Source organism: Azospirillum endophyticum, assembly GCF_016595245.1.
GTDB classification, from domain to species: Bacteria; Pseudomonadota; Alphaproteobacteria; order Azospirillales; family Azospirillaceae; genus Azospirillum; species Azospirillum endophyticum.
The window spans coordinates 1-22,861 of record NZ_JAENHM010000012.1 but is presented as its reverse complement, the minus strand read 5'-3'; the positions used below and the strand labels follow the sequence as shown (position 1 = coordinate 22,861).

The following is a 22,861-nucleotide window of genomic DNA, read 5'->3' as shown; positions in this document are numbered from 1 at the left end:
CTGTCTCTTCCGTTGGGGCGCCCTATATTAGGACGTATGTCCGCTCCACACCAATCCAATCCCCCTCGTCGCCATTCCGATCGACCCCATCCCGACAGATGGATCAAGGTCCTGCCCGAGGGCCTCTATGTCGAGCCGGGGGGCTTCTACATCGACCCGGTGCGCCCGGTCGAGCGCGCCGTCGTCACCCACGGCCATTCCGACCATGCCCGGCCCGGCAACCGCCATGTGCTGGCGACCCCCGGCACGCTCGCCATCATGCGGCAGCGGATGGGCGCTGGGGTGGGGGGAAGCCTGCAGCCGCTGGAGTATGGCGAGGGACTCCGGATCGGCGACGTCGGCGTGCGGCTGGTGCCGGCCGGCCATGTGCTGGGCAGCGCCCAGGTGGTTCTGGAGCATGCCGGGTCGCGCGTGGTGGTGTCGGGCGACTACAAGCGCCGCCACGACCGCACCTGCGCCGCCTTCGAGCCGGTGCCCTGCGACGTCTTCGTGACCGAGGCGACCTTCGGCCTGCCGGTCTTCCGCCATCCCCCCGACCTGGGGGAGGTGCAGAAGCTGCTGCATTCGATGGCGCTGTTCCCGGAGCGCAGCCATGTCGTCGGCGTCTATGCGCTGGGCAAATGCCAGCGGCTGATCACGCTGCTGCGGGCGGCGGGATACGACCGGCCGATCTGGCTGCATGGCGCGCTGGAGCCCCTGTGCCGGCTCTATCAGGAGTTGGGGGTGGAACTGGGGGAACTGCGGCCGGCGACGGTGGCGGCCAAGGAGGATCTGAAGGGCGCGCTGGTGCTGGGCCCGCCGGCGGCGGTGGCCGACCGCTGGGCGCGGCGGCTGGCCGATCCGGTGGTGGCGATGGCGTCGGGCTGGATGCGGGTGCGCCAGCGCGCCCGCCAGCGCGGGGTGGAACTGCCCTTGGTCATCTCCGACCATGCCGATTGGGACGAGCTGTGCCAAACGCTGGAGGATGTCGGCGCGCCGGAGGTCTGGGTGACGCATGGCCGGGAGGAGGCGCTGGTCCATTACGCCACCAGCCGCGGCATCCGCGCCCGCGCCCTGGCGCTGATCGGCTTCGAGGACGAGGATTCGGAAGGGATTTCGGGTGGGGCTTTGGGGGGAGACGCGTCGTGAACCGCTTCGCCGCGCTGATCGACGCGCTGGTCTTCATGCCGTCGCGCAACGGCAAGATCCGCCTGCTGGCCGAGCATTTCGCCACCGCGCCGGATCCCGAGCGCGGCTGGGCGCTGGCCGCGCTGACCGGGGCGCTCAGCTTCCGCGAGGCCAAGCCGGCGGCGATCCGCGAACTGGCTGCCACGCGGGTCGATCCGGACCTGCTGGCGCTGTCCTACGACTATGTCGGCGACCTGGCGGAAACGGTGGCGCTGATCTGGCCGGAGCGGCCCGAACGCGCCAACAGCCTGCCGCCCAGCCTGGACGAGGTGGTCGAGGGCTTGCGGAGCGCCAAGCGCGGGCAGGTGATGGGGCTGGTGGAGGGCTGGCTCGACACGCTCGACTCGTCGGGGCGCTTCGCCCTGCTGAAGCTGATCACCGGGTCGCTGCGCATCGGCGTGTCGGCCCGGCTCGCCAAGACGGCGCTGGCGGACTGGGGCAAGGCGGCGCGGCCGGAGATCAGCGTCGACGACGTGGAGGAGGTCTGGCATGGGCTGACCGCCCCCTATGCCGAGCTGTTCGCCTGGCTGGAGGGGCGGGCCGAGCGGCCGGCCAGCGGGTCCGGCGCCGGTTTCCGCCCGATGATGCTGTCCCATCCGCTGGAGGAGGAGGACCGCGCCGCGCTCGACCCCGCCGCCTATGCCGCGGAATGGAAATGGGACGGCATCCGCGTGCAGATGGTGGCGCGCGGCGGCGAGCGGCGGCTCTACAGCCGCACCGGCGACGACGTCTCCGGCGCCTTTCCCGACATCGTCGACCATATGAGCTTCGATGCGGTTCTGGACGGCGAGCTGCTGGTGGCGCGCGACGGGGTGGTGGCGCCCTTCAACGACCTGCAGCAGCGGCTGAACCGCAAGACGGTGACGGCGCAGATGCTGCGCGACGGGCCGGCCTGGGTGCGGCTCTACGACATCCTGTTCGACGGCGACGAGGATCTGCGCGGCCTGTCCTTCGTCGAGCGGCGGGCGCGGCTGGAGCGCTGGTACGAGGCGGTGCAGCCGCGCCGGATGGATCTGTCGCCGATGGTGCCCTTCGCCGGCTGGGACGAACTGGTCGCCATGCGCGAGGGCGCGCGGGAGAACGGCATCGAGGGGCTGATGCTGAAGCGGCGCGACAGCGCCTATCTGGCCGGGCGGCCGAAGGGGCCGTGGTTCAAGTGGAAGCGCGGGGCGCTGACGCTCGACACCGTGATGATGTACGCCCAGCGCGGCCACGGGAAGCGGTCGAGCTATTATTCCGACTACACCTTCGGCGTCTGGCGCGGCGAGGAGCTGGTGCCGGTCGGCAAGGCCTATTCCGGCTTCACCGACGCCGAGCTGGTCGAGCTGGACCGCTGGGTGCGCAACCACACCACCCGCCGCTACGGTCCGGTGCGCGAGGTCGAGGCCGGGCTGGTGCTGGAGGTCGCCTTCGACAGCGTGCACCCCTCCACCCGGCACAAGAGCGGGCTGGCGATGCGCTTCCCCCGGATCCACCGCATCCGCTGGGACAAGCCGGCGCACGAGTCCGACCGGCTGGAGACGCTGGCGGCGATGGTGGTGGGGTAGGACGGACGCCTTACCGCAGCGGGGCGGTCACCACGTCGACAGAGGTTTCCGCCACGGTGCCGACGACGTCCACGGCGGTGCCGGCGAGGCTGGCGGCACCGCTCGCCACGCCGGTGACGGCGCCGCAGCCGGCCAGCGATCCGCCCAGCAGCAACAGGGCGGCGAGCGGAAGAAGGCGGCGCGGGGCAGGGCAGCGGGACATGGCGTCCTCCAAAAGCGAATGCTGAAACGAAGCCGGTGGGGATTGCAGCACGCATTTCCAACCGATTCGTTAATGCGGGCATTTGGCGCAACTGCCGCCCAAAATCCTGCAGGAACGCCGAAGGTTACGGACAATTAATGGTCGTGTAATCCTTAGATGTAGTTCCCATGAGGGTCAGAGCATGTAACCTGCGACAGGCATGGCTGCCATGAAGCACTCTCCTGTTTCACAGGGTTGTTTCCGCATGGCCGCATTCAATTCCAGTCCCATATCTGCTCTGATCCCCGAGGCGCGACGCCTCCGAAGCGATTGACTGGTTGGGAAAGGCACTGATGAGCAACGGATCCTTCGCTGATCTCATCACCCCTTATGAGCGGGTCGCTCTCGTGCTGCAAGGCGGCGGAGCGCTCGGCGCCTATCAGGCGGGGGTGCTGGAGGGGCTGTTCAAGCACGATATCCATCCGACCTGGGTGGCCGGGGTGTCGATCGGCGCGGTCAACGCGGCGCTGATCGCCGGCAATCCGCCGGAACTGCGCTGCGCCGCGCTGTCGGAGTTCTGGACCCGCGTCGCCCCGCCCTCGCCCTGGGAGCATGCGGAGGCGCTGTGGCGGCGGCTCGATCCCGACGGCCCGTCGATTTCCCTTCTCAACCAATGGAGCGCCTGGCGGACGGCGCTGTCCGGGCAACCCGGCTTCTTCCGTCCGCGGCCGGTGGTGGAATGGGCGGCGGCCGGTCCCTTCGCCGGACCGACCAGCGTCTACGACACCGCGCCGCTGAAGAAGACGCTGGAAGACCTGATCGACTTCGACCGCATCAACGAGGGCGGCATGCGGCTGTCTCTCGGCGCCGTCAATGTCCGGACCGGCAATTCCATCTATTTCGACACCGAGACCCACCGGATCGGCCCGGAGCATGTGATGGCCAGCGGCGCCCTGCCGCCCGGCTTCGCCCCCATCGAGATCGACGGCGAGTTCTATTGGGATGGCGGGCTCGTCTCCAACACGCCGCTCGACCATGTGCTGGAGGACCAGCCACGCCGCGACACGCTGGTTTTCCAGGTCGATCTGTGGAGCGCCGGCGGTCAGGTGCCGCGCGGCATGTCGGAGGTGCTGGAGCGGCAGAAGGACATCACCTATTCCAGCCGCACGCGCTTCAACACCGACAAGGTCACCTACGAGCAGACCCTGCGCAACCAGCTGGTCTCGCTGCTCGACCGGTTGCCCGACCATCTCAAGGACACGCCGGAGGCCAAGGCGCTGCGCAGCGCCTCCTGCGGGGCGGCGGTCAACATCATCCACCTGATCTACCGCCGCAAGAGCTACGAGCGCGACAGCAAGGACTACGAGTTCTCCAACGCCGGCATGCGCGGGCATTGGGAGAGCGGCCTCGCCGACACGCTCGCCACGCTCGATCACCCGGAATGGCTGGCGATGCCGTCGCGGCTGGGCGGCCCCGTCACGCACGACGTGCTGCGCGACGACCTGCGGCCGTCCTGACGGCCGATCATCCCCAAGCACCCGAATCCATCATTGACCGAATCCATCATCGACTGACAAGGAGCGGACCCATGCGTTTGCAGGATAAAGTCGCCGTCGTCACCGGGGCGGCGAGCGGAATCGGGCTGGAGATCGCCCGGACCTTCGCCCGCGAGGGCGCGCTGGTCGTCATCGCCGACCTCAACCAGACCGGTGCCGATGCGGCGGCGGCCAGCCTCGATCCCACCGGCAAGCGGGCGCTGGGCGTCGCCATGGACGTCACCGACGAAGCCCAGGTCGATGCCGGCATGGCCCGCGCCGTCGCCGCCTTCGGCCGCATCGACATCCTGGTCAGCAACGCCGGCATCCAGACCGTCGCGCCGGTCGAGCAGTTCGAGTTCGCCAAGTGGAAGCAGCTTCTCGCCATCCATCTGGACGGCGCCTTCCTGACGACGCGCGCCGCCCTGCGGACGATGTACCAGCAGGGAAGCGGCAGCATCATCTATATGGGATCGGTCCATTCCAAGGAGGCGTCGGCGCTGAAGGCGCCCTACGTCACCGCCAAGCACGGGCTGATCGGTCTCGCCAAGGTGGTCGCCAAGGAAGGGGCGGCGCATGGCGTGCGGGCCAACGTGATCTGTCCCGGCTTCGTCCGCACTCCCCTGGTCGAAAAGCAGATCCCGGAGCAGGCCAAGGAGCTTGGCATTTCGGAAGAGGACGTGGTGAAGAAGGTGATGTTGAAAGAGACGGTCGACGGTGAGTTCACCACGGTCGAGGACGTCGCCGAGGCCGCCCTGTTCTTCGCGTCCTTCGGCTCCAACGCGCTGACCGGCCAGTCGCTGGTCGTCAGCCACGGCTGGTTCATGCAGTAACCGGCCGGCAGGTTGCTGACAGGAAAAAGGGCGCCCGGCCATCGGCGGGGCGCCCTTTTCTTTGACACCGGTTCGGCGGAGACCCTCGCCGTCAGCTCAGAACTCCTTCCAGTCGTCGTCGTCGTTGACGCTGTGCTTGAGGACCGGAACCGCGGCGGCGGTGCCGCGCGGGGGGGAGTCGGTGCGGCCGGCCGGCTTGGCCGCCGTCACGGCATGGGCCGTGCCGTTGCCGCGGGCGGCCGGCTTCGCCGCGGGCTTGGCGGCGGTGGCCCGGGTGGGGGCCGGGGCACGGCGGGTGGTGGCGACCGCCGGGGCTGCGTTGACCGCCATCGCGCGCGGAGCTGCGGCATAGCCGAAGCCAGCGGCACCGAAGCCGGCCGCCTGTTCGAACTTGAAGAAGCCGACCAGCGACTTCAGGTCGCCGGCCTGCCCGCTCATCGCCTGGGCGGCGGCGGTGGTCTCCTCCACCAGGGCGGCGTTCTTCTGGGTCATCTCGTCCATGTTGGCGACGGTGGAGTTGATCTCGTCCAACGCCGTCGCCTGCTCGGCCGAGGCCGAGGCCATCTCGGCGATCAGGGTGGCCACCTGCTGCACGCCGGACACGATGCCCTCCAGGGCCTGGCCGGCCTTGCTGACCAGATCGACGCCGTCCTTGACCTGGGCGTCGCTGTCCAGGATCAGGCCCTTGATCTCCTTCGACGCCTGGGCGGAGCGCTGGGCGAGCTGCCGCACCTCCTGCGCCACCACGGCGAAGCCGCGGCCGGCGTCGCCGGCCCGCGCCGCCTCCACCGCCGCGTTCAGCGCCAGCAGGTTGGTCTGGAAGGCGATCTCGTCGATGACGCCGATGATGTCGGTGATCTTGCGGCTGGACTGCTCGATCCGGCGCATCGCCTCGATGGCGGAACCGGCGACGCCGCCGCCCGATTCGGCGGAGCCGCGGGCCTGGGCCGCCATCACGTTGGCGCGCTGGGCGTTCTCGGCGTTGGAGCGCACGGTCGCTCCGAGCTCCTCCATGCTGGCCGCGGTCTCCTCCAGCGAGGAGGCCTGCTGCTCGGTGCGGTCGGCGAGGTCGGAGGAGCCGAGCGACACCTCGGCGGCGGCGGCGGCGATGGTCTCCGCCGCCTGGGTGATCTGGCCGACGATCTCGGCCAGCTTGGCGGAGGTGGCGTTGACGTCGGTCTTCACCTGCTCGAAGGCGCCCTGGTAGTCGCGGGTGACGCGGCGGTTCAGGTCGCCCTGGGCCAGCGCGCTCAGCACCTCGCCCAGGTCGGCGATGACCGCCTCCACCGTGTCGGTCAGGCGGTTGATGCCCTCCGACATGGTCTTGTAGAAGCCGTCCTTGCCGGCCAGATCGATGCGGCGGTCGAGGTCGCCCTTCGACACGGCGTCGATCAGGCCGGCGATCTCCTCGCCGATGGCCTGCTCGCGGACGCGCTGGGCCTCGGCGGCGCGGCGCTCGGCCTCCAGCCGCTCGCGCTCGGCCTCGTCCATCCGCCTCTTCTCGACGGCGTTCTCCTTGAACACCAGCACCGCCTTGGCCATGCTGCCGATCTCGTCGCGGTTCTCCAGCGCCGGAACGTCGACGGCGAGGTTGCCGGCGGCCAGCTCCGTCATCGTGCCGGTCATCCGGACCACCGGGCGGACGATGGAACGCGCGGTGAGCAGGGCGACGACGATGCCGAGCACGAAGGCGCCCACCGCCATGCCGATCATCAGCGTGCTGGTGTTCTCCATATCGTCCTGCGCAATGGTCAGCATCGCCTTGCGGGCGTCGGTCTGCGCGAGGATGACCTTGTCCACCAGGGCGGCGAACTCCTCCGCCTCCTGGGTCATGGTGTTGAAGGCCAGCGCCTGGGCATCGTTCACGGCGGTGACGACGCGGGCGAAGGCGTCGAGATACCGGCCGCCGGTCTGTGCCGCCTCCTCGGCTGCGCGCTTCTGCTGCGGGTCAGCAATTCGGGCGGTCAGCGCGGTGGCCGCCTTGATGAAGCCCTCCATCCGGCTGCGCACCTCGTCCGCCGCCTTCGCCGACGGGTCCGTCAGGAAGCGCTGGGCGCTGAGGCGGGCGAGGATCAGCGATTCCTGCGCCTGGCCGGCGTAGGCGGCGGGCTCGAAGTCGCCGGCGGCTATGCCGGTGGTGACGACCTGGCTCAGCCCCTCGCGCGCCTTCTGACCCATCGGCATCAGCTCCTCCGACACCAGCCGGTCGCGCTGTTCGCGCAGCTTGACCAGCTGGCCGAAGTTGGCGCTGTAGCTGTCGAACTGCTGGACCATGCGCTCGATGAGCGCGCGGCGTCCGGGATCCTGCGCGCTGTCGCGGGCGATGCGCAGCAACTCGGCGAGCTTCTTCTGCTGCGCCTGGACCGGCGCGATCAGCGCGTTGTTGCCGGAGAAGGAGTAGTTGACCACGTTGCGTCGCATATCGGCGACCGAGCTGTCGATGTCGGACACCCGGAGCGAGTTGTCGGAGGTCGACGCGTAGCGGGTGAAGCCGCCCTCCACCGTCGACAGCGACCGAACGCCCAGCGCGGCCACCAGGACGAGGAGGGCGAGGATCAGAAGGAAGCCCACCTGGATGCGGGTGCCCACCTTGAATCGGCCGGCGAAACTGGCGTTCTGCATGGTCAACTGCCTTGGTCTGCGGTGCGGATCGAACGCGATACGCCCGGCAGGGTAGAGGAAGATGGTTTCCAGTCCGTTGCCATGATCCGGGGAAATGCAGGGAAAGCGCCCCTGCACCGCGCCAAAATCGTGTCAAAGCCGGGACGCGGGGCTTTGACGATGCGGCACCGGTCCCTAGGTTAGGTCGCCTGTGCAGCATTTTCGGGACGGCGCCCTCTCCCGGCCTGTTTCCTGGGCTGGTTTCCCGCGACCCGAAAAGACAACCGAAGAGCCCGATGCGCCGCAGTCTTCCGCCGACCTCCGACACCAGCGCCTTCACCCGCCCGTCCGGCGACCTGCGCGCCGCCATCCGCTCGCTGGGTCCCTACATCTGGCCGAGCGACTCCCTGGAAACGCGGGTCCGGGTGGTACTGGCGATGCTGCTGCTGATCGGCGCCAAGGTCGCCAACGTCTATGTGCCGATCTTCTACAAGCATGCGGTGGACGCGCTGACGCCCGCCTCCGCCGGCGGCACCGCCGGTCCGGGGGCGGCGGTCGCCATCCCGCTGGGGCTGATCGTCGCCTACGGCCTCGCCCGCGTCACCTCGCTGGTCTTCGCCGAGCTGCGCGATGCCGTCTTCGCCACGGTGGCGCAGCGCACCATCCGCAGGGTGGCGCTGTCGGTGTTCCGGCACCTGCACGCGCTGTCGCTGCGCTTCCACCTGGAGCGCCAGACCGGCGGCCTGACCCGCTCGCTGGAGCGCGGCACCCGGGCCATCGAATCGCTGCTGCGCTACACCCTGTTCTCCATCGTGCCGACGCTGGTCGAGATCGCGCTGGTCTGCGCCATCCTGTGGAAGCTGTTCAGCGTCTGGTTCGCGCTGGCCACCTTCGTCACGGTGATGGGCTACATCCTCTATACCTTCTTCGTGTCGGAATGGCGCATCAAGTTCCGCCGCCTGATGAACGACACCGACAGCAAGGCCAACACCAAGGCGATCGACAGCCTGCTGAACTACGAGACGGTCAAGTATTTCGGCAACGAGGAGCATGAGGCCCGCCGCTATGACGGCGCGCTGCAGAGCTACGAGCAGGCGGCGGTGCGCAGCCAGCAGAGCCTGTCGCTGCTGAATGTCGGCCAGTCGGCGATCATCTCGCTGGGGCTGGCGGTGGTGATGGGCATGGCGGCCAGGGGCATCGTCGACGGCAGCATGTCGCTGGGCGACTTCGTGCTGGTGAACACCTATCTGCTGCAGCTCTACCAGCCGCTGAACTTCTTCGGCGTCGTCTATCGCGAGATCAAGCAGTCGCTGATCGACATCGAGTCGATGGTGACCCTGCTGGCCGTCGACCGCGAGGTGGCCGACGATCCCGGCGCCAGGCCGCTGGCGGTCGACGGGGCGGAGCTGCGCTTCGAGGGGGTGGAGTTCGGCTACGACGCGCGCCGGCCGATCCTGAAGGATGTCAGCTTCACCGTGCCGGCCGGCAAGACCGTCGCCATCGTCGGCCCGTCGGGTGCCGGCAAGTCGACCATCAGCCGGCTGCTGTTCCGCTTCTACGACGTCAACGGCGGCCGGGTGCTGATCGATGGGCAGGACATCCGCGACGTCACCCAGTCCTCGCTGCGCGCCTCCATCGGCATCGTCCCGCAGGACACCGTGCTGTTCAACGACACCGTCTTCTACAACATCGCCTACGGCCGCCCCGGCGCCAGCCCGGCGGAGGTGGAGCGGGCGGCGCGGCTGGCCCACATCCACGACTTCATCATGGCGCTGCCCGACGGCTACCAGACCACGGTGGGCGAGCGCGGGCTGAAGCTGTCCGGCGGCGAGAAGCAGCGCGTCGCCATCGCCCGCACCATCCTGAAGGACCCGGCGATCCTGCTGTTCGACGAGGCGACCAGCGCGCTCGACACCCACACCGAACGCGAAATCCAGGCCAATTTGCGCGAGGTCAGCCGCGGCCGTACCACGCTGGTGATCGCCCACCGGCTGTCCACCGTGATCGACGCCGACGAGATCCTGGTGCTGGAGGCCGGCCGGGTGATCGAGCGCGGCCATCATGCCGACCTGCTGGCCGCCCGCGGCGCCTATGCGGCGTTGTGGACGCGGCAGCAGGAAGCCAGCCAGGCATCGACCGGGGGTCCGGCACCGCTGCCCGGCGTTCTGGCGCCGACCTGACCGAAACCGGGGAGCACAGGATCATGGGACCGGCAAGGCAGGCGCTGCGCGACGCGACGCAGGAGAGTCACGACCGCCTGGACAAGGCCGCGGTGCTGCGGCCGCTGGTCCGGCCGGACGTCACGCACCAGGAGTATGCCCGCGCGCTGGCCGTGCTCTACGGCTTCAACGCGCCGGTGGAACGGGCGCTGGGGGAGGGGCAGGGCGCGGCGCGGCTGGCGCTGCTGCGCGAGGATCTGCGGGTTCTCGGCACCGACCCGGACGCGCTGCCGGAGATGACGGCGCTGCCGGCGCTGGACAGCGCGCCGGCCCGGCTGGCGGCGCGCTACGTGCTGGACGGCTCGGCCCATGGCGGCCGGGCGATGCTGCCGGGGATCACCCGGGCGCTGGGATACGACGCCCGGCGCGGCGCCCGCTTCCTGGCATCGGATGGGCTCGACATGGTCGGGGCCTGGAAGGCGCTGATGCTGCGGCTGGAGGACGAGCTTGCCGACCCGGCGGCGCTCGCAGCCGCCTGCGCCACGGCCGCCGGGCTGTTCGCGGCGCTGGAGCGGTGGACGGCCGAGCAGAGGGGTTGAAACTGGCGCCCAAGCCGATCCCTTGCTAGGGTGCCGGACCATCCTCATCCGGGTTTCTGGAGACCGCCTCCCATGACCGCGCCAGCCTCGCGCATCTATTGCTCCGTCGACACCACCGAGATCGACGCCGCCCGCCGCCTCGCCGGGCAGGTGGCGGGGGCCGTCGGCGGCATCAAGCTGGGGCTGGAGTTCTTCATCGCCCAGGGGCCGGCCGGCGTCCGCGCCGTGGTGGGGGAGGATGGGCCGCCGCTGTTCCTCGACCTGAAGCTGCACGACATCCCCAACACGGTGGCGGGCGGCGTGCGCGCGGCGCTGCCGCTGAAGCCGGCCTTCATGACCATCCACAGCTCCGGCGGTCCGGCGATGATGCGGGCGGCGGCGGAGACGGCGGCCACCGCCGGCGCCGGCCGGCCGAAGATCCTGGCCGTCACCGTCCTGACCAGCCTGGACGAGGGCGATCTGGGTGCGGTCGGGCAGTCGGTGCCGGTGGCCGAGCAGGTGGTGCGGCTGGCCAGGCTGGCCAAGGCGTCCGGGGTGGACGGCGTGGTCTGTTCGCCGGCCGAGGTGGCGCTGGTGCGCGCGGCCTGCGGTCCCGACTTCATCCTGATGGTGCCCGGCATCCGCCCGGCCTGGGCCGCCACCAACGACCAGAAGCGCTTCATGACCCCGGCGGAGGCGCTGGCCGCCGGTGCCGACCATCTGGTGATCGGGCGTCCGATCACCGCCGAGCCCGACCCTGCCGCCGCCGCCCGCCGCATCGTCGCGGAGATCCATGGCAACTCTGGGGGGACCGCATGAGCGTCGCCGCCAAGATCTGCGGGCTGAGCGAGCCCGAAAGCCTGCGCGCTGCCGTCGCCGGCGGGGCGCGCTATGTCGGCTTCGTCTTCTACCCGCGCAGCCCGCGCGCCATCGCCCCGCCGATGGCGGCGGAACTGGCCCGGCTGCTGCCGACCGGGGTGCGCTCCGTCGGGCTGTTCGTCGATCCCGACGACGAATATCTGGAGCATGTGACCGGGCAGGTCCCGCTCGACCTGATCCAGCTTCATGGCGCCGAGACGCCGCGCCGCATCGCCGAGGTCAAGGGCCGCTATGCCCTGCCGGTGATGAAGGCGGTCAAGATCGGCGGACCGGAGGATCTGGCCGCGGCGCTGGAGGCGGCGGAGGTCGCCGACCGGCTGCTGTTCGACGCCAAGCCGCCGGCCAAGGTGTCGGCGCTGCCCGGCGGCAACGGCATCGCCTTCGACTGGACCATCCTGGCCGGCCGCAGCTGGCCGCGGCCCTGGATGCTGTCGGGCGGGCTGACGGCGGAAAACGTCGCGGAGGCGGTGCGGGTCACCGGCGCCACTGCGGTCGACGTCTCGTCCGGCGTCGAGGATCGTCCCGGCCACAAGGATCCGGCGCTGGTCCGCGCCTTCCTGTCGGCGGTCGCCGCGCTTTAGGGCTGCGCCTCATAGCGCGGGTCTGTCGCGATAGCGTCCTGTTTTAGACGAATGCTTCGGCTTATCTTGGTCGCATGGCGGGACCTTGCGCCGTCGGGTAGGATGCGCTGATGAGCGATTCGACCACTCCGTCCACAACCGAGGCGCTTGGCGCCGTGCTCGACGAGCATCTGCGCTGGATCGGCCAGTGGCAGCGTGCCGTGTTCTACCGCGACGGCCGTGGCGGCGAGCGGGCATCGGCACCGGCCTCCTTCGTCACCTGGTGCCAGGCGGCCAGCCGCGACGACCTGCTGCAGCAGCCGGCGGTGCAGAAGCTGGCCAACCTGCATGAGCAGATGCACCGGCAGGCCCGGCTGATCCTGTTGAAGGCGTCCGCCGGCGAGCTGCCGACCGAGGCCGAATATGAAGGGGTGGTCGGCCGCTTCGAAGAATTCATGCTGCATCTGCGCCGGATGGAGCGCGCCTTCGCCGCTGCGGCGTCCGGGCTGGATCCGCTGACCGGCCTGCGCACGCGGCGCGGCATGGGCGAAGCGCTGGAGAGCGAGCACAACCGCTACCGCCGCACCGGCCAGCCCTTCTGCGTCGCGCTGTGCGACATCGACAAGTTCAAGGGCATCAACGACAGCTACGGCCACGACGTCGGCGACCGGGTGCTGGCCGCGACCGCGGCGGTCATCAGCCGCGGCGTCCGCAGCTTCGACGAGGCCTTCCGCATGGGCGGGGAGGAGTTCCTGGTCTGCCTGAAGGAAACCGGGCTGGACGAGGGCTATGCGGTGATCGAGCGCCTGCGCATCGACCTGATGCGCTCGCCGGTGACGCTCCCCGACGGCCGGCTGGTCCCCGTCACCGCGTCCTTCGGGCTGGTGGAGGCGGTCGCCGACCTGACCGTCGAGGATCTGGTGGTCTGCGCCGACCGCGCGCTCTACCAAGCCAAGAATTCCGGCCGCAACCGCGTGATCCGCTATGGCATCGACCGGCCGGAAGCCAAGCCGGTGCCCAAGCCGGTGGCGGTGAAGGCGGGGCGGGGGTAGTTCGGCCCTTTCCTGAATTTCCGCTTTACCCTCCAGCTGGACAACAACCTGGGCCGATGGGACCATCTAGGAATAACTAAGCGAGTCTAGTCTTTCATGCTAGACTCCGCTATAAACCGCTAGTTAGCACACGACTTGCGGAGGACCAATGGATCCCTATCGCAACCCCAGGGCAATCGGGTGAAGGACCGTAGTCTTGGTTATAGGATTTCCCGTCATCCCCGCGAAGGCGGGGATCCAGAGTTCGCAGAACGAACCTTGTGGGAAAGCCTGGATCCCCGCCTTCGCGGGGATGACGAGTTTCCTGATATAGGGAACTCAAGGCTTCGCCCGATTGCCCTATCGCAACCCATTCGCTCCTGGCGCCGGTAGCCGCCCTCCAGAACTCGCTGGACGATCCGCCATCCTCGATATGGCGAGGATATCCTGCGGCCGAGCTGTGAAGGGAAGAAACGCGCGCTCGATGATGCTGCTGGGCTTGCGTGGTGTTGGGAAGACCGTGCTGCTCAATGAGATCGGTCGGCACGCCGAGCAGGAAGGACTGCTTGTCTCCCGGGTTGAATCCCCGGAAGGAGAAAGTCTGGCCCGCCTCATATTTCCGGAAATGCGGAAAGTCATGAGATCCCTGTCGGGAGTGGAATCGGCAAGGCATCTGGCGACACGCGGTCTCAAAGGCCTGCGAAATTTTGCATCGATCTTTAAAATTGAGATGGCTGGTGTCGAAGTGGGTGTGGAGCCCGAGCCTGGGCTTGTGGAAACCGGTGACCTTCAATACGACTTACCGGACCTTTTCATCCTAATCGGCAAGGCCGCCCAAGCTGCGGGGCGTGGCTGGCTGCTTTTGATCGATGAGGTTCAATATCTGTCCGAAACCGATCTGTCGGCGCTCATCGTCGCGCTCCACCGCATATCGCAAGATGGCCTGCCCGTTCTGATGGTTGGTGCCGGTCTCCCGCAAATCGCTCGTTTGGCGGGGGAGGCGAAATCATACTCGGAACGGCTATTCCAATATCCGTCCGTGGGGCCGCTGGATCCTGTTTCGGCCGGACAAGCCGTCGAGAAGCCGGTTCTTGAGGAAGATGCCTCGATCACACCGGAAGCGCTGCAGGCGATATTCGAACGCACGAAGGGCTATCCCTTCTTCATCCAAGAGTGGGCCTCAGTCGTTTGGGACAATGCGGAGGGACCGGCAATTACCTTCGCCGATGTTGATAACGCCTATGCAGAGACGCTTGCGAGGCTGGACGAGGGATTTTTCAAGGTTCGGATCGACCGCCTGACGAAGGCCGAGGTTCAGTTTGTCAAAGCAATGGCGCGACTTGGTGATGGACCCTATGCGATGGCGGACATTGCCAAGGTGATGGGGCGTTCCCAGCAATCCCTCGGACCGGCTCGGGCAAGCATCATTTCAAAAGGCATGATCTTCAGTTCCGACCATGGATATCTGGACTTCAGCGTGCCGCTTTTCTCCGAGTTCATGCGGCGACAAGGCTGAAAGCAGTGTCTGCGCTCCGTCCAAGGATGGCTCTGCTCGATGCTCCAAGTGCAGCCCCCTTGGCCCCGGTGCCCCAGGCGCGGTAGGATCGGGCCATCCTCACCGTCAGCCGCGATCCGGATTCCATGCGCACCCTGCCCGAATTTCCCAACCTGTTCATCCTCGACCATCCGCTGATCCAGCACAAGCTGACCCATATGCGGAACAAGGAGCGGTCGACCGGCGGGTTCCGCACCCTGCTGCGCGAGATCTCGCTGCTGATGGGCTACGAACTGACGCGCGACATCCCGCTGACCACCGAGCGGATCGAGACGCCGCTGCAGCCGATGGACGCGCCGGTGATCCTGGGCAAGAAGCTGGCGGTGGTGCCGGTGCTGCGCGCCGGGCTCGGCATGTCGGCCGGCCTGCTGGAACTGGTGCCGTCGGCGCGCGAGGGGCATATCGGCCTCTACCGCGACCACGAGACCAAGCAGCCGCACGAATACCTGGTGAAGCTGCCGCCGGCCGAAGGGCGGCTGTTCATCGTCGTCGACCCGATGCTGGCGACCGGCAATTCCGCCGCCCATGCCTGCGACGTGCTGAACCGCCATGGGGTGGACGACCACGACATCCGGTTCATGGCGCTGGTCGCGGCACCCGAGGGCGTGCTGCGCTTCCACCAGTCGCATCCGGACGTGAAGGTCTTCACCGCGGCGCTGGACAGCCACCTGAACGAGGACGCGTATATCGTCCCCGGGCTGGGCGATGCCGGCGACCGCATGTTCGGCACCAAGTAAACGCCATGGGGGGATCGGCGCCCGGCTGCGGGCGCCGGCCTATCGATCAGGCACAAGCGTGTGATCGTCCCAATTGCGGGTGGAGCACGCCAGACAAGACCGCACATTCCCACACTGTCGTCATGGTCATAGAGACAGTACAGCCCATATTTCCAAGGCCTCGATCAAGTCATGGCCATTCGCGGTCCCTATCGGCGGGAGGCCGACATGTGGCATCCGCGGGACATGGCAGCCCGTCGCTTGTGCGAAGGTCCCATCCGTCGGCGGCTTGATTTCGATCAATGCTGGGTGGCATGTCGGCGATGATCATGCCATCCTCTCGATGCGCCGAGCGAACGGCCTAACCCATATGCCTTCGACCGGTGCAGCCGACCCTTGTGGACGAATGCGAACGGGAACGCGCGATGGATTACGAAACTTTCTTCCGCAACCAGATTGCGACCCTGAAGCAGGACGGCCGCTACCGGGTCTTCGCCAATCTGGAGCGCCACGCGGGCAACTTCCCGACGGCAACCTTCCGCGATTCCAACGGGCACGAGCGTCCGGTCACGGTCTGGTGTTCCAACGACTATCTCGGCATGGGCCAGCACGCGACCGTCCTGAAGGCGATGCACGACGCGCTGGACGAGGTGGGCGCCGGCGCCGGCGGCACCCGCAACATCTCCGGCACCAACATCTACCATGTGCTGCTGGAACGCGAACTGGCCGACCTGCACCGGAAGGAAGCGGCCCTGCTCTTCACCTCGGGCTATGTGTCGAACGACGCGACGCTGACCACGCTGGGCAAGATCCTGCCCAACTGCGTGATCCTGTCGGACGCGCTGAACCACAACTCGATGATCACCGGCATCCGCAACTCGGGCGCCGAGAAGCACATCTTCCGCCACAACGACCCCAGGCATCTGGACGAGCTGCTATCGGGCATCGCCCCCGGCCGTCCCAAGGTGGTGGCCTTCGAGAGCGTCTATTCGATGGACGGCGACATCGCCCCCATCGATGACCTGTGCGACGTCGCCGACAAGCACGGCGCCATGACCTACCTCGACGAGGTGCATGCCGTCGGCATGTACGGCGCCCGCGGCGCCGGCGTGGCCGAGCGCGACGGCGTCATGGACCGGCTGACCATAATCGAGGGCACGCTGGGCAAGGCCTTCGGCGTGCAGGGCGGCTACATCACCGGCTCCTCCGCGCTGATCGACTGCGTCCGCAGCTTCGCCGCCGGCTTCATCTTCTCCACCTCGCTGTCGCCGGTGCTGGCGGCGGGTGCGTTGGCCTCCATCCGCCACCTGAAGAACAGCCAGGCCGAGCGGACGCGGCACCAGGAACGCGCCGCCACGCTGAAGCGGATGTTCGCCGATGCCGGGCTGCCGGTGATGCCGTCGGTCAGCCACATCGTGCCGCTGATGGTCGGCGACGCCCACCGCTGCAAGCGCGCTTCGGACGAGTTGCTGGAGCGGCACAACATCTACGTCCAGCCGATCAACTACCCCACCGTCCCGCGCGGGACGGAACGGCTGCGCTTCACCCCGACCCCGCTGCACACCGACGCGCAGATGGGCATGCTGGTCGACGCGCTGCTGGACGTGTGGAGCCGGCTCGACCTGCGGCTCGCCGCCTGACGGCAGGCGGTTCGAAAGACCCCTTCGGCGATACGGACGTTTTGCCCCCTGGACAGATGGCGTGCGCGCCCCTACTTTGAGGGGTAGTGTTGCGATTGGTTCGCAGTTTCCTTGCTGCGGACCGGCCGCTTCCTTTGCCCGTCCATCCTGCAATCCGGGGCATCGCCCAGGGGGTTCGCCATGTACCGTGACAACTCGCTGATGCCGAAGGAGGCCGTGCGCCTCGTCGTCCTGGGCACGCTGATCCAGGGCGGGCCGCTGCGCTATGCCGATCTGGCGGGCGCCGTCCGCCATTTCCTCGACCGCATGATGGGACCGTCGCTCGACCTGATGGGCACCTCGCTGGAGATGCTGCGCTACGAGGGGCTGATCGAGGCGCTGGACGGCAGCGGCATGGAAGACAACGCCTTGCTGGGGCCGACCGAGGCCGGGCGGGCGGAGTTCGACACGCTGATGCGCGCCAATGTCCGCGCGCCGTCGGCCGATGGGCTGAACAAGCTGGTCATCGCGCTGAAGCTGCGCTTCCTGCATCTGCTGGAGCCTGAGTCGCAGCGCGACCAGATCGACAATCTCGTGGCGCTCTGCGAGACGGAACTGGCCCGGCTGGGCGACCTGAAGCGGGCGAATGTCGGCAGCGCCGGCCATTTCGCCTCCTGGCTGGAACTGGACATCGCCCAGGCCGAAGAGCGTCTGGCCTGGTTCCAGGGGCTGCTCGCCCGCCTCTGATCCTTTCCGGGAAATCGGTTCTTCCATCATGCGCGGCGCGTCCTTCGGCATAAGGGCGCGCCGCGTCTGTTTCGGCGGCGGGTTTTGGTGTACCTTCGGGGTACCTCTTCCTCATCCGGAATCCGTTCCATGGCCTCGCCCCTGTCGACCGACGACCTCGAAGACCGCTTGCGCATGGAGTTCGTGGACGACGCGCGCGATCGGCTGGAGCTGATGAACGCGACACTGGCGGACCGCGTGAAGGGCCAGCGCACCGATGTGGAAACCATCGGCGTCCTGCGGCTGGAAGCCCACAACTTCAAGGGCATGGGCACCAGCTTCGGCTATCCCACCGTCAGCCTCGTCGCCCACCGTCTGGAGGATTACCTCAGCGGCCTGAAGCGGCTGGACGAGAAGCAGCTGGTCGACGCCCAGATCTTCATCGACCGCATCTCCGAGCTGGTCGACCGCGCCGAACAGCCGCTGCTGGCCGAGACCAACCGGATCATCCGCGCCCTGCCGGTGCGCTACGAGTTCCAGGTCACCGACGTCGACGTCCGCAACGTCGAGATCATGCTGGTCACCCCGTCCAAGGTCGTCGCCAAGAAGCTGGGGACGGAACTGGCGGCCTGCGGCTTCCGCACCATGACGGTGACCGACCCCATCGAATCGATCAGCCTCGCGGTGCGGGTGCCGCCGGACATGGTCATCGCCTCGATGGTGATGGACGGGCTCTCGGGCCTGGACCTGATCCGCGGCCTGCGCGCGATGAGTGTGACCCATCATGTGCCGATGGCGCTGCTGACCTCGCTGAACCTCGACCACCCGTCGCTGAAGGAGATCCCGCACGGCGTCTCCGTCATCCGCGTCGGCGAGCATTTCGGCGACGACTTCGCCGCGGTGGTGGCCAAGCACAATCTCGGCTGATCGGGCGGGGGTGAGCGAGGCAGCCGGCGGCTGCCCCTCGTCTGAACGTCATCGTCATATAGCCGCGCTTGCGCCGGCGGGAACCGCCATGTTAGGCGTCGAACCGGTCCCACAGGCTGGAGCAGCGCCCGAATGACGGAGGTTCTTCGCCGGTACGGCCCGGTCCTGACCGGGGTGATCCTGCTGGCCGTCGCGCTGTGGCTGGCGCTGCTGGTCGTGCTGCCGCAGCTGATGATGATCGGCTTCTCCTTCCGGCCGTCGCTGCCGCCGTCCAAGCTCGGCGGGCCGGAAGACGTCTTCACGGTCAAGAACTACCTGACCCTGTGGACCAACCAGATCCATCTGGCGATCTTCCTGAAGACGATCTGGGCCAGCGCGCTGGTCACCGCGACCACGCTGGCCGTCTGCTATCCGGTCGCCTTCTACCTGGCGCAGGTGGCGCCGAAGCGGCGGCTGCCGCTGCTGATCCTGATGCTGGTCGTGCCCTTCTGGATCAACGAGCTGCTGCGCACCTTCTCCTGGTACATCATCCTGGCCTTCAACGGGCCGCTGAACGCGCTGCTGCTGGGGCTCGGCATCATCGACGAGCCGCAGCGCTTCCTGGGCGGCGACGGCGGGGTGATCGTCGGCATGGTCTACGTCTACATCCTGTTCATGGTCTTCCCGCTCTACAACGCCATCGAATCGCTGGACCGCAACCAGATCGAGGCGGCGCGGGATCTGGGCGCCGGCTGGCTGCGCATCCACCGCCGCATCGTGCTGCCCCATGCCAAGCCGGGCATCGCCGTCGGCTGCATCATGACCTTCATGCTGGCGGCCGGCAGCTATGCCGTGCCCGCCCTGCTGGGCGGGCCGAACAGCCGCTGGTTCACCGAGATCATCTACAACTGGTTCTTCGAAGGCGGGAACTGGAACCAGGGGGCGGCCTACGCCTTCATCCTGCTGGTGCTGTGCATCGGCTTCATCCTCGGCGCGATGCGGCTGTTCCGCGTCGGGCTGGCGGACATCGCGAAATGAACTCGCAGCCCATGAGGCAGCCGATGAGAAGGCCCCTATGACCGCCGCCCGACTCCGCCGCCTGCTGACCGGCGCCTATCTGGTGCTGTTCTTCGGCTATCTGTTCCTGCCGCTGGGCATCATGGCGGCGGCGACCTTCAACAGCAGCCGCTTTCCCACCGTGACGCCCTGGATGGGCTTCACGCTGGGCTGGTTCCAGGCGCTGTGGGAAGACCAGCGCATGTGGGCGGCGCTGGGCACCAGCCTGCTGGTGGGGGCGGGGGTGATCGCGCTGGCGGTGCCGCTGGGGCTGGCGGCGGCCCTGCTGCTCGACCGTCTGCACAGCCGGGCCAGGACCTTCCTCTACGCGCTGATGGTGTCGCCGCTGCTGACGCCGGGCGTGATCGTCGGCATCTCGACCCTGGTGTTCTGGCGGGAGTGGTTCGGGGTCAGCGGCGGGCTGTTCCTGACCGTGGTCGCGCAATCCAGCTTCATCGCCGCCTATGCCATGCTGCTGTTCTCGGCAAGGCTGGAGCGGTTCGATCCGGCGCTGGAGGAGGCCGCCCTCGACCTCGGCGCCACGCATGGGCAGGTGTTCCGGCGCATCACGCTGCCGTACCTGATGCCGGCGATCCTGTCGGCGGCCCTGCTGGCTTTCCTGCAGAGCTTCGAGAACTACAACACCACGCTGTTCGTGCGCGGGCTGGACACCACCCTGACCGTCTTCATCGCGACCAAGGTGCGCACCGGCCTGACCCCGGCGGTCAACGCGCTGTCGCTGGTATTGATCGCGCTGACCATCCTGGGCGCCGTCGTCTACGAGATCCTGCGCCGGCGCGAGGCGCGCCGGCAGGCAGGGTCCGCAGTGGCCTTGAAGACGGCGTAACGCTCAGTCTTCCTCGGCTTCGTCGGAGTCCGCCTCGATCTGGGCGGCGAGATCGCGCAGCATGTCGATCACGTCTTCGTGGCTGGTCTCGTCCACGGCGGCGTTGACCGCGGCCTCGATCATGGCGACGGCGATGTAGGGGCCGAGCGGGCCACCTTCCTTGATCGCCTCGTCCAGGTGCTTTTCGGCGATCGACAGCGCCTTTTCGAACAGCGCCTCGGCCGTCTGGTTGGTGGTGTCCTTGCTCATCGTCCGGTCCGTTGCGGAGGGTTGGTCCGACTCCAATAACACGGCCAATCGGCGATTGGCGCGGGAATTCGCGGCCCGCAACGGAAATAGAGGCGGAAATGAGGATGGCAATCGAGGCGGCCGGGCTTGCGCCGTCCCGGACCATACGCCACAGTCCGGGGACGCATTGACCTATACGGCAAGGAAGACGGCATGACCGGCACGCCCGACCTGACCAGCCCCGACCTCTATCGCTTCTGGTGGGAGGAGCGCGTGCGCTTCAACGACCTGGATGCGGTGGGGCACGTCAATAATAATGCCCTCGGCATCTATTTCGAACAGGCGCGCGTTGCCCTGATCCATCAGGTCGGCGGCTTCACCGACGAGGTTCCGTGGACCGTCGTGCTGGCCCGCAGCCTGATCGAATACAAGGCGGAGCTGCTTTATCCCAACATCGTGCGAATTGGCGCACGAACCCTGCGGCTGGGCACCAGTTCGATCACGCTGGGCTGCGCCATCTTCCTGGGCGACCGCTGCATCGCCACCCAGGAAGCGGTGGCGGTGATCGTCGACAAGGCGGCCCACCGCCCGACCCCGATTCCGGAACCGTTGCGCGCCAAGCTGCTGGAAGCGTAAAGGGGGGCTGCAGCCAGCACCAGACGGACCAAGACATGACGCGTCCTGCCAAGCGCCCCTTCGCCAAGGGACGCCCGCCCGCCCGCAAGACCGCCCAGCCGCCCGCCGAGTTCCGGGAGTTGGAGGTCTCCATCATCGACGTCGGTGCGCGCGGCGACGGAATCGCTTTCGCCGAGGGTTTGCGCCTGTTCGTGCCCTACACGGTGACCGGCGACCGGGTGCGTGTCCGTGTCGCGGACGGCGACGGCAAAGGGGAGGGCGTGCGCGCCGAGCTGCTCGAGGTGATCGAGCCCGCTCCCGGCCGCCGGCCGCCGGCCTGCCGCCATTTCGGCCGCTGCGGCGGCTGTACGCTCCAGCAGATGGATGACGCGACCTATGCCGCCTGGACCGTCGGGATGGTGCGCGGCGCGCTGGAGCGGGTCGGGCTGGGCGACGTCCCGATGGAGCCGCCGGCACGGACGCCCGCCGCCGCCCGCCGCCGTGCCCGCTTCGCCGCGCTGAAGCGCGGCAAGCGGGTCTGGTTCGGCTTCAACGAGCGGCAGAGCCACCGGCTGGTCGATCTGGAGGAGTGCCCGGTGCTGGCGCCCCGCCTGTTCGCCCTGGTGGAGCCTCTGCGTGGCCTGCTGGCCGATCTGCTGCCGGACGGCGGCGGCGCCGACGTGGTGCTGACCGAGCTGGAGGGCGGGGTCGATCTGCTGCTGGTCGGGCCGCGCAGCCTGGACCGCGCCGCCCGCGAGGCGCTGGTTGCCTTCGAGCCGGAGCGCATCGCCCGCATCGCCTGGCAGCCCGCCGACCGCGCCGCGCCGGAGCCGGTGGCGAACCGCCGGCCGGCCTTCATCCGTTTCGCAGGCGTTTCGATCCAGCCACCGCCGGGCGCCTTCCTGCAGGCGAGCGCGGAGGGCGAGGCCGCCCTGGTGGCGGCGGTGCGCGAGGGGGTGGGGCAAGCGGCGCGCATCGCCGACCTGTTCGCCGGCATCGGCACTTTTTCCGTTCCGCTTGCGCAACAAGCCGCAGTCCATGCCGTGGAAGGCGACGAGGCGGCGGTAGCGGCGCTCGGCCGTTCGGTACAGGGGCTGCGGCTGACGGTGGAGCGGCGCGATCTTTTCGAAGATCCGCTGGGTGTCAAGGACCTCAACCGGTATGACGCGGTGGTGTTCGACCCGCCGCGCGCCGGTGCCGCGGCCCAGGCGGCGGCGCTTGCCGGAGCCAAGGTGCCGCGGGTGGTGGGGGTGTCCTGCAATCCGGCCAGCTTCGCCCGCGATGCGCGGGTCCTGGTGGATGGCGGCTATCGCCTGACGAAGGTCTGGCCGGTCGACCAGTTCCTGTGGTCGGCCCATGTGGAACTGGTCGGACTGTTCGAACGGTGAGGACGTTAGGCCCCCACCTATCCTCCCCCGCTGGGCGCTACGGGATGCACAGATCTCGCGCCTGCAACAAGGCGCACAGTTTGAAATTGAAAAAGCCCCTCTCCCCTCGCGGGAGAGGGGTTGGGGTGAGGGGG

At 68.2% G+C, this 22,861-nt stretch carries 21 protein-coding genes; 18 read left to right on the top strand and 3 right to left on the bottom strand.

Features of this window, described 5'->3' with window-relative positions; all coding sequences use genetic code 11:
* Window positions 1-36 precede the first annotated feature (36 nt).
* Window positions 37-1,128: a ligase-associated DNA damage response exonuclease gene (locus JHL17_RS03795; protein ID WP_200190725.1), complete on the top strand. Its 1,092-nt coding sequence runs from the start codon at window positions 37-39 to the stop codon at window positions 1,126-1,128.
* Window positions 1,125-2,714 carry a cisplatin damage response ATP-dependent DNA ligase gene (locus JHL17_RS03790; protein ID WP_200190724.1) on the top strand — a complete coding sequence of 530 codons (1,590 nt, stop codon included), beginning with the start codon at window positions 1,125-1,127 and terminating at the stop codon, window positions 2,712-2,714. The genes JHL17_RS03795 and JHL17_RS03790 overlap by 4 nt, the downstream gene beginning before the upstream one ends.
* A 10-nt stretch (window positions 2,715-2,724) precedes the next feature.
* Here the strand turns inward: JHL17_RS03790 and JHL17_RS03785 are convergent, their stop codons facing one another.
* Window positions 2,725-2,916, bottom strand: coding sequence for a hypothetical protein (locus JHL17_RS03785; protein ID WP_200190723.1), 192 nt, complete (start codon window positions 2,914-2,916; stop codon window positions 2,725-2,727).
* A 332-nt stretch (window positions 2,917-3,248) separates the two neighbouring features.
* On the opposite strand from JHL17_RS03785, the gene JHL17_RS03780 reads away from it, so the two are divergent.
* Window positions 3,249-4,412: a DUF3734 domain-containing protein gene (locus JHL17_RS03780; protein ID WP_200190722.1), complete on the top strand. Its 1,164-nt coding sequence runs from the start codon at window positions 3,249-3,251 to the stop codon at window positions 4,410-4,412.
* A gap of 71 nt (window positions 4,413-4,483) precedes the next feature.
* Window positions 4,484-5,263 carry a 3-hydroxybutyrate dehydrogenase gene (locus JHL17_RS03775; RefSeq protein WP_200190721.1) on the top strand — a complete coding sequence of 260 codons (780 nt, stop codon included), beginning with the start codon at window positions 4,484-4,486 and terminating at the stop codon, window positions 5,261-5,263.
* 96 nt (window positions 5,264-5,359) lie between these two features.
* On the opposite strand, the gene JHL17_RS03770 is transcribed toward JHL17_RS03775, so the two are convergent.
* Complete coding sequence (locus tag JHL17_RS03770; protein WP_200190720.1) at window positions 5,360-7,885, bottom strand: methyl-accepting chemotaxis protein; 2,526 nt, start codon at window positions 7,883-7,885, stop codon at window positions 5,360-5,362.
* A gap of 275 nt (window positions 7,886-8,160) precedes the next feature.
* Between JHL17_RS03770 and JHL17_RS03765 the strand changes: the two genes are divergently transcribed.
* The 12 genes from JHL17_RS03765 (at window position 8,161) to JHL17_RS03710 (ending at window position 20,496) form a co-directional block, all read left to right on the top strand.
* The gene (locus JHL17_RS03765; RefSeq protein WP_200190719.1) at window positions 8,161-10,044 is read left to right on the top strand and encodes an ABCB family ABC transporter ATP-binding protein/permease; all 1,884 of its coding nucleotides are present in this window, start codon (window positions 8,161-8,163) and stop codon (window positions 10,042-10,044) included.
* A 23-nt stretch (window positions 10,045-10,067) separates the two neighbouring features.
* Complete coding sequence (locus JHL17_RS03760; protein ID WP_200190718.1) at window positions 10,068-10,622, top strand: biliverdin-producing heme oxygenase; 555 nt, start codon at window positions 10,068-10,070, stop codon at window positions 10,620-10,622.
* Window positions 10,623-10,694: 72 nt separating this feature from the next.
* Window positions 10,695-11,420 carry an orotidine-5'-phosphate decarboxylase gene (gene pyrF, locus JHL17_RS03755; protein ID WP_200190717.1) on the top strand — a complete coding sequence of 242 codons (726 nt, stop codon included), beginning with the start codon at window positions 10,695-10,697 and terminating at the stop codon, window positions 11,418-11,420.
* A complete protein-coding gene (locus JHL17_RS03750; RefSeq protein WP_200190716.1) occupies window positions 11,417-12,061 on the top strand; it encodes a phosphoribosylanthranilate isomerase in 645 nt (214 codons plus the stop codon). The genes pyrF and JHL17_RS03750 overlap by 4 nt, the downstream gene beginning before the upstream one ends.
* A 110-nt stretch (window positions 12,062-12,171) precedes the next feature.
* A complete protein-coding gene (locus JHL17_RS03745; protein ID WP_200190715.1) occupies window positions 12,172-13,092 on the top strand; it encodes a diguanylate cyclase in 921 nt (306 codons plus the stop codon).
* A gap of 334 nt (window positions 13,093-13,426) precedes the next feature.
* Window positions 13,427-14,587 (top strand): AAA family ATPase, encoded by a 1,161-nt coding sequence (locus JHL17_RS03740; RefSeq protein ID WP_200190714.1) that lies wholly within the window; start codon window positions 13,427-13,429, stop codon window positions 14,585-14,587.
* Window positions 14,588-14,712: 125 nt separating this feature from the next.
* Complete coding sequence (upp, locus tag JHL17_RS03735) at window positions 14,713-15,363, top strand: uracil phosphoribosyltransferase (RefSeq protein ID WP_200190713.1); 651 nt, start codon at window positions 14,713-14,715, stop codon at window positions 15,361-15,363.
* Window positions 15,364-15,767: 404 nt separating this feature from the next.
* Window positions 15,768-16,982, top strand: coding sequence for a 5-aminolevulinate synthase (hemA, locus tag JHL17_RS03730; protein WP_200190712.1), 1,215 nt, complete (start codon window positions 15,768-15,770; stop codon window positions 16,980-16,982).
* A gap of 180 nt (window positions 16,983-17,162) precedes the next feature.
* Window positions 17,163-17,708 (top strand): hypothetical protein, encoded by a 546-nt coding sequence (locus tag JHL17_RS03725; protein WP_200190711.1) that lies wholly within the window; start codon window positions 17,163-17,165, stop codon window positions 17,706-17,708.
* Between the two features lie 129 nt (window positions 17,709-17,837).
* Window positions 17,838-18,614 carry an Hpt domain-containing protein gene (locus JHL17_RS03720; RefSeq protein WP_200190710.1) on the top strand — a complete coding sequence of 259 codons (777 nt, stop codon included), beginning with the start codon at window positions 17,838-17,840 and terminating at the stop codon, window positions 18,612-18,614.
* 132 nt (window positions 18,615-18,746) lie between these two features.
* On the top strand, window positions 18,747-19,631 hold the full coding sequence (locus JHL17_RS03715) for an ABC transporter permease (RefSeq protein WP_200190709.1): 885 nt from the start codon (window positions 18,747-18,749) through the stop codon (window positions 19,629-19,631).
* Window positions 19,632-19,668: 37 nt separating this feature from the next.
* Window positions 19,669-20,496 (top strand): ABC transporter permease, encoded by an 828-nt coding sequence (locus JHL17_RS03710; protein WP_200190708.1) that lies wholly within the window; start codon window positions 19,669-19,671, stop codon window positions 20,494-20,496.
* A gap of 3 nt (window positions 20,497-20,499) precedes the next feature.
* Here JHL17_RS03710 and JHL17_RS03705 read toward each other — a convergent pair whose 3' ends face one another.
* Window positions 20,500-20,745, bottom strand: a complete 246-nt coding sequence (locus JHL17_RS03705; protein ID WP_200190707.1) for a hypothetical protein — start codon at window positions 20,743-20,745, stop codon at window positions 20,500-20,502.
* Between the two features lie 192 nt (window positions 20,746-20,937).
* Here JHL17_RS03705 and JHL17_RS03700 point away from each other — a divergent pair, with 192 nt between their 5' ends.
* Together JHL17_RS03700 and JHL17_RS03695 are read left to right on the top strand one after the other, a co-directional pair.
* Window positions 20,938-21,360, top strand: coding sequence for an acyl-CoA thioesterase (locus JHL17_RS03700; RefSeq protein WP_200190706.1), 423 nt, complete (start codon window positions 20,938-20,940; stop codon window positions 21,358-21,360).
* A gap of 35 nt (window positions 21,361-21,395) precedes the next feature.
* A complete protein-coding gene (locus JHL17_RS03695; RefSeq protein ID WP_200190705.1) occupies window positions 21,396-22,727 on the top strand; it encodes a class I SAM-dependent RNA methyltransferase in 1,332 nt (443 codons plus the stop codon).
* The last annotated feature ends 134 nt before the right edge of the window (window positions 22,728-22,861 follow it).

What these genes read in the sequence shown, in the direction of transcription:
- JHL17_RS03795 (WP_200190725.1), top strand. Translation starts at nt 37, where the DNA reads ATGTCCGCTCCACACCAATCCAATCCCCCTCGTCGCCATTCCGATCGA.
- JHL17_RS03785 (WP_200190723.1), bottom strand. Translation starts at nt 2,916, where the DNA reads ATGTCCCGCTGCCCTGCCCCGCGCCGCCTTCTTCCGCTCGCCGCCCTG.
- JHL17_RS03780 (WP_200190722.1), top strand. Translation starts at nt 3,249, where the DNA reads ATGAGCAACGGATCCTTCGCTGATCTCATCACCCCTTATGAGCGGGTC.
- JHL17_RS03775 (WP_200190721.1), top strand. Translation starts at nt 4,484, where the DNA reads ATGCGTTTGCAGGATAAAGTCGCCGTCGTCACCGGGGCGGCGAGCGGA.
- JHL17_RS03770 (WP_200190720.1), bottom strand. Translation starts at nt 7,885, where the DNA reads ATGCAGAACGCCAGTTTCGCCGGCCGATTCAAGGTGGGCACCCGCATC.
- JHL17_RS03765 (WP_200190719.1), top strand. Translation starts at nt 8,161, where the DNA reads ATGCGCCGCAGTCTTCCGCCGACCTCCGACACCAGCGCCTTCACCCGC.
- JHL17_RS03760 (WP_200190718.1), top strand. Translation starts at nt 10,068, where the DNA reads ATGGGACCGGCAAGGCAGGCGCTGCGCGACGCGACGCAGGAGAGTCAC.
- pyrF (WP_200190717.1), top strand. Translation starts at nt 10,695, where the DNA reads ATGACCGCGCCAGCCTCGCGCATCTATTGCTCCGTCGACACCACCGAG.
- JHL17_RS03750 (WP_200190716.1), top strand. Translation starts at nt 11,417, where the DNA reads ATGAGCGTCGCCGCCAAGATCTGCGGGCTGAGCGAGCCCGAAAGCCTG.
- JHL17_RS03745 (WP_200190715.1), top strand. Translation starts at nt 12,172, where the DNA reads ATGAGCGATTCGACCACTCCGTCCACAACCGAGGCGCTTGGCGCCGTG.
- upp (WP_200190713.1), top strand. Translation starts at nt 14,713, where the DNA reads ATGCGCACCCTGCCCGAATTTCCCAACCTGTTCATCCTCGACCATCCG.
- hemA (WP_200190712.1), top strand. Translation starts at nt 15,768, where the DNA reads ATGGATTACGAAACTTTCTTCCGCAACCAGATTGCGACCCTGAAGCAG.
- JHL17_RS03725 (WP_200190711.1), top strand. Translation starts at nt 17,163, where the DNA reads ATGTACCGTGACAACTCGCTGATGCCGAAGGAGGCCGTGCGCCTCGTC.
- JHL17_RS03720 (WP_200190710.1), top strand. Translation starts at nt 17,838, where the DNA reads ATGGCCTCGCCCCTGTCGACCGACGACCTCGAAGACCGCTTGCGCATG.
- JHL17_RS03715 (WP_200190709.1), top strand. Translation starts at nt 18,747, where the DNA reads ATGACGGAGGTTCTTCGCCGGTACGGCCCGGTCCTGACCGGGGTGATC.
- JHL17_RS03710 (WP_200190708.1), top strand. Translation starts at nt 19,669, where the DNA reads ATGACCGCCGCCCGACTCCGCCGCCTGCTGACCGGCGCCTATCTGGTG.
- JHL17_RS03705 (WP_200190707.1), bottom strand. Translation starts at nt 20,745, where the DNA reads ATGAGCAAGGACACCACCAACCAGACGGCCGAGGCGCTGTTCGAAAAG.
- JHL17_RS03700 (WP_200190706.1), top strand. Translation starts at nt 20,938, where the DNA reads ATGACCGGCACGCCCGACCTGACCAGCCCCGACCTCTATCGCTTCTGG.
- JHL17_RS03695 (WP_200190705.1), top strand. Translation starts at nt 21,396, where the DNA reads ATGACGCGTCCTGCCAAGCGCCCCTTCGCCAAGGGACGCCCGCCCGCC.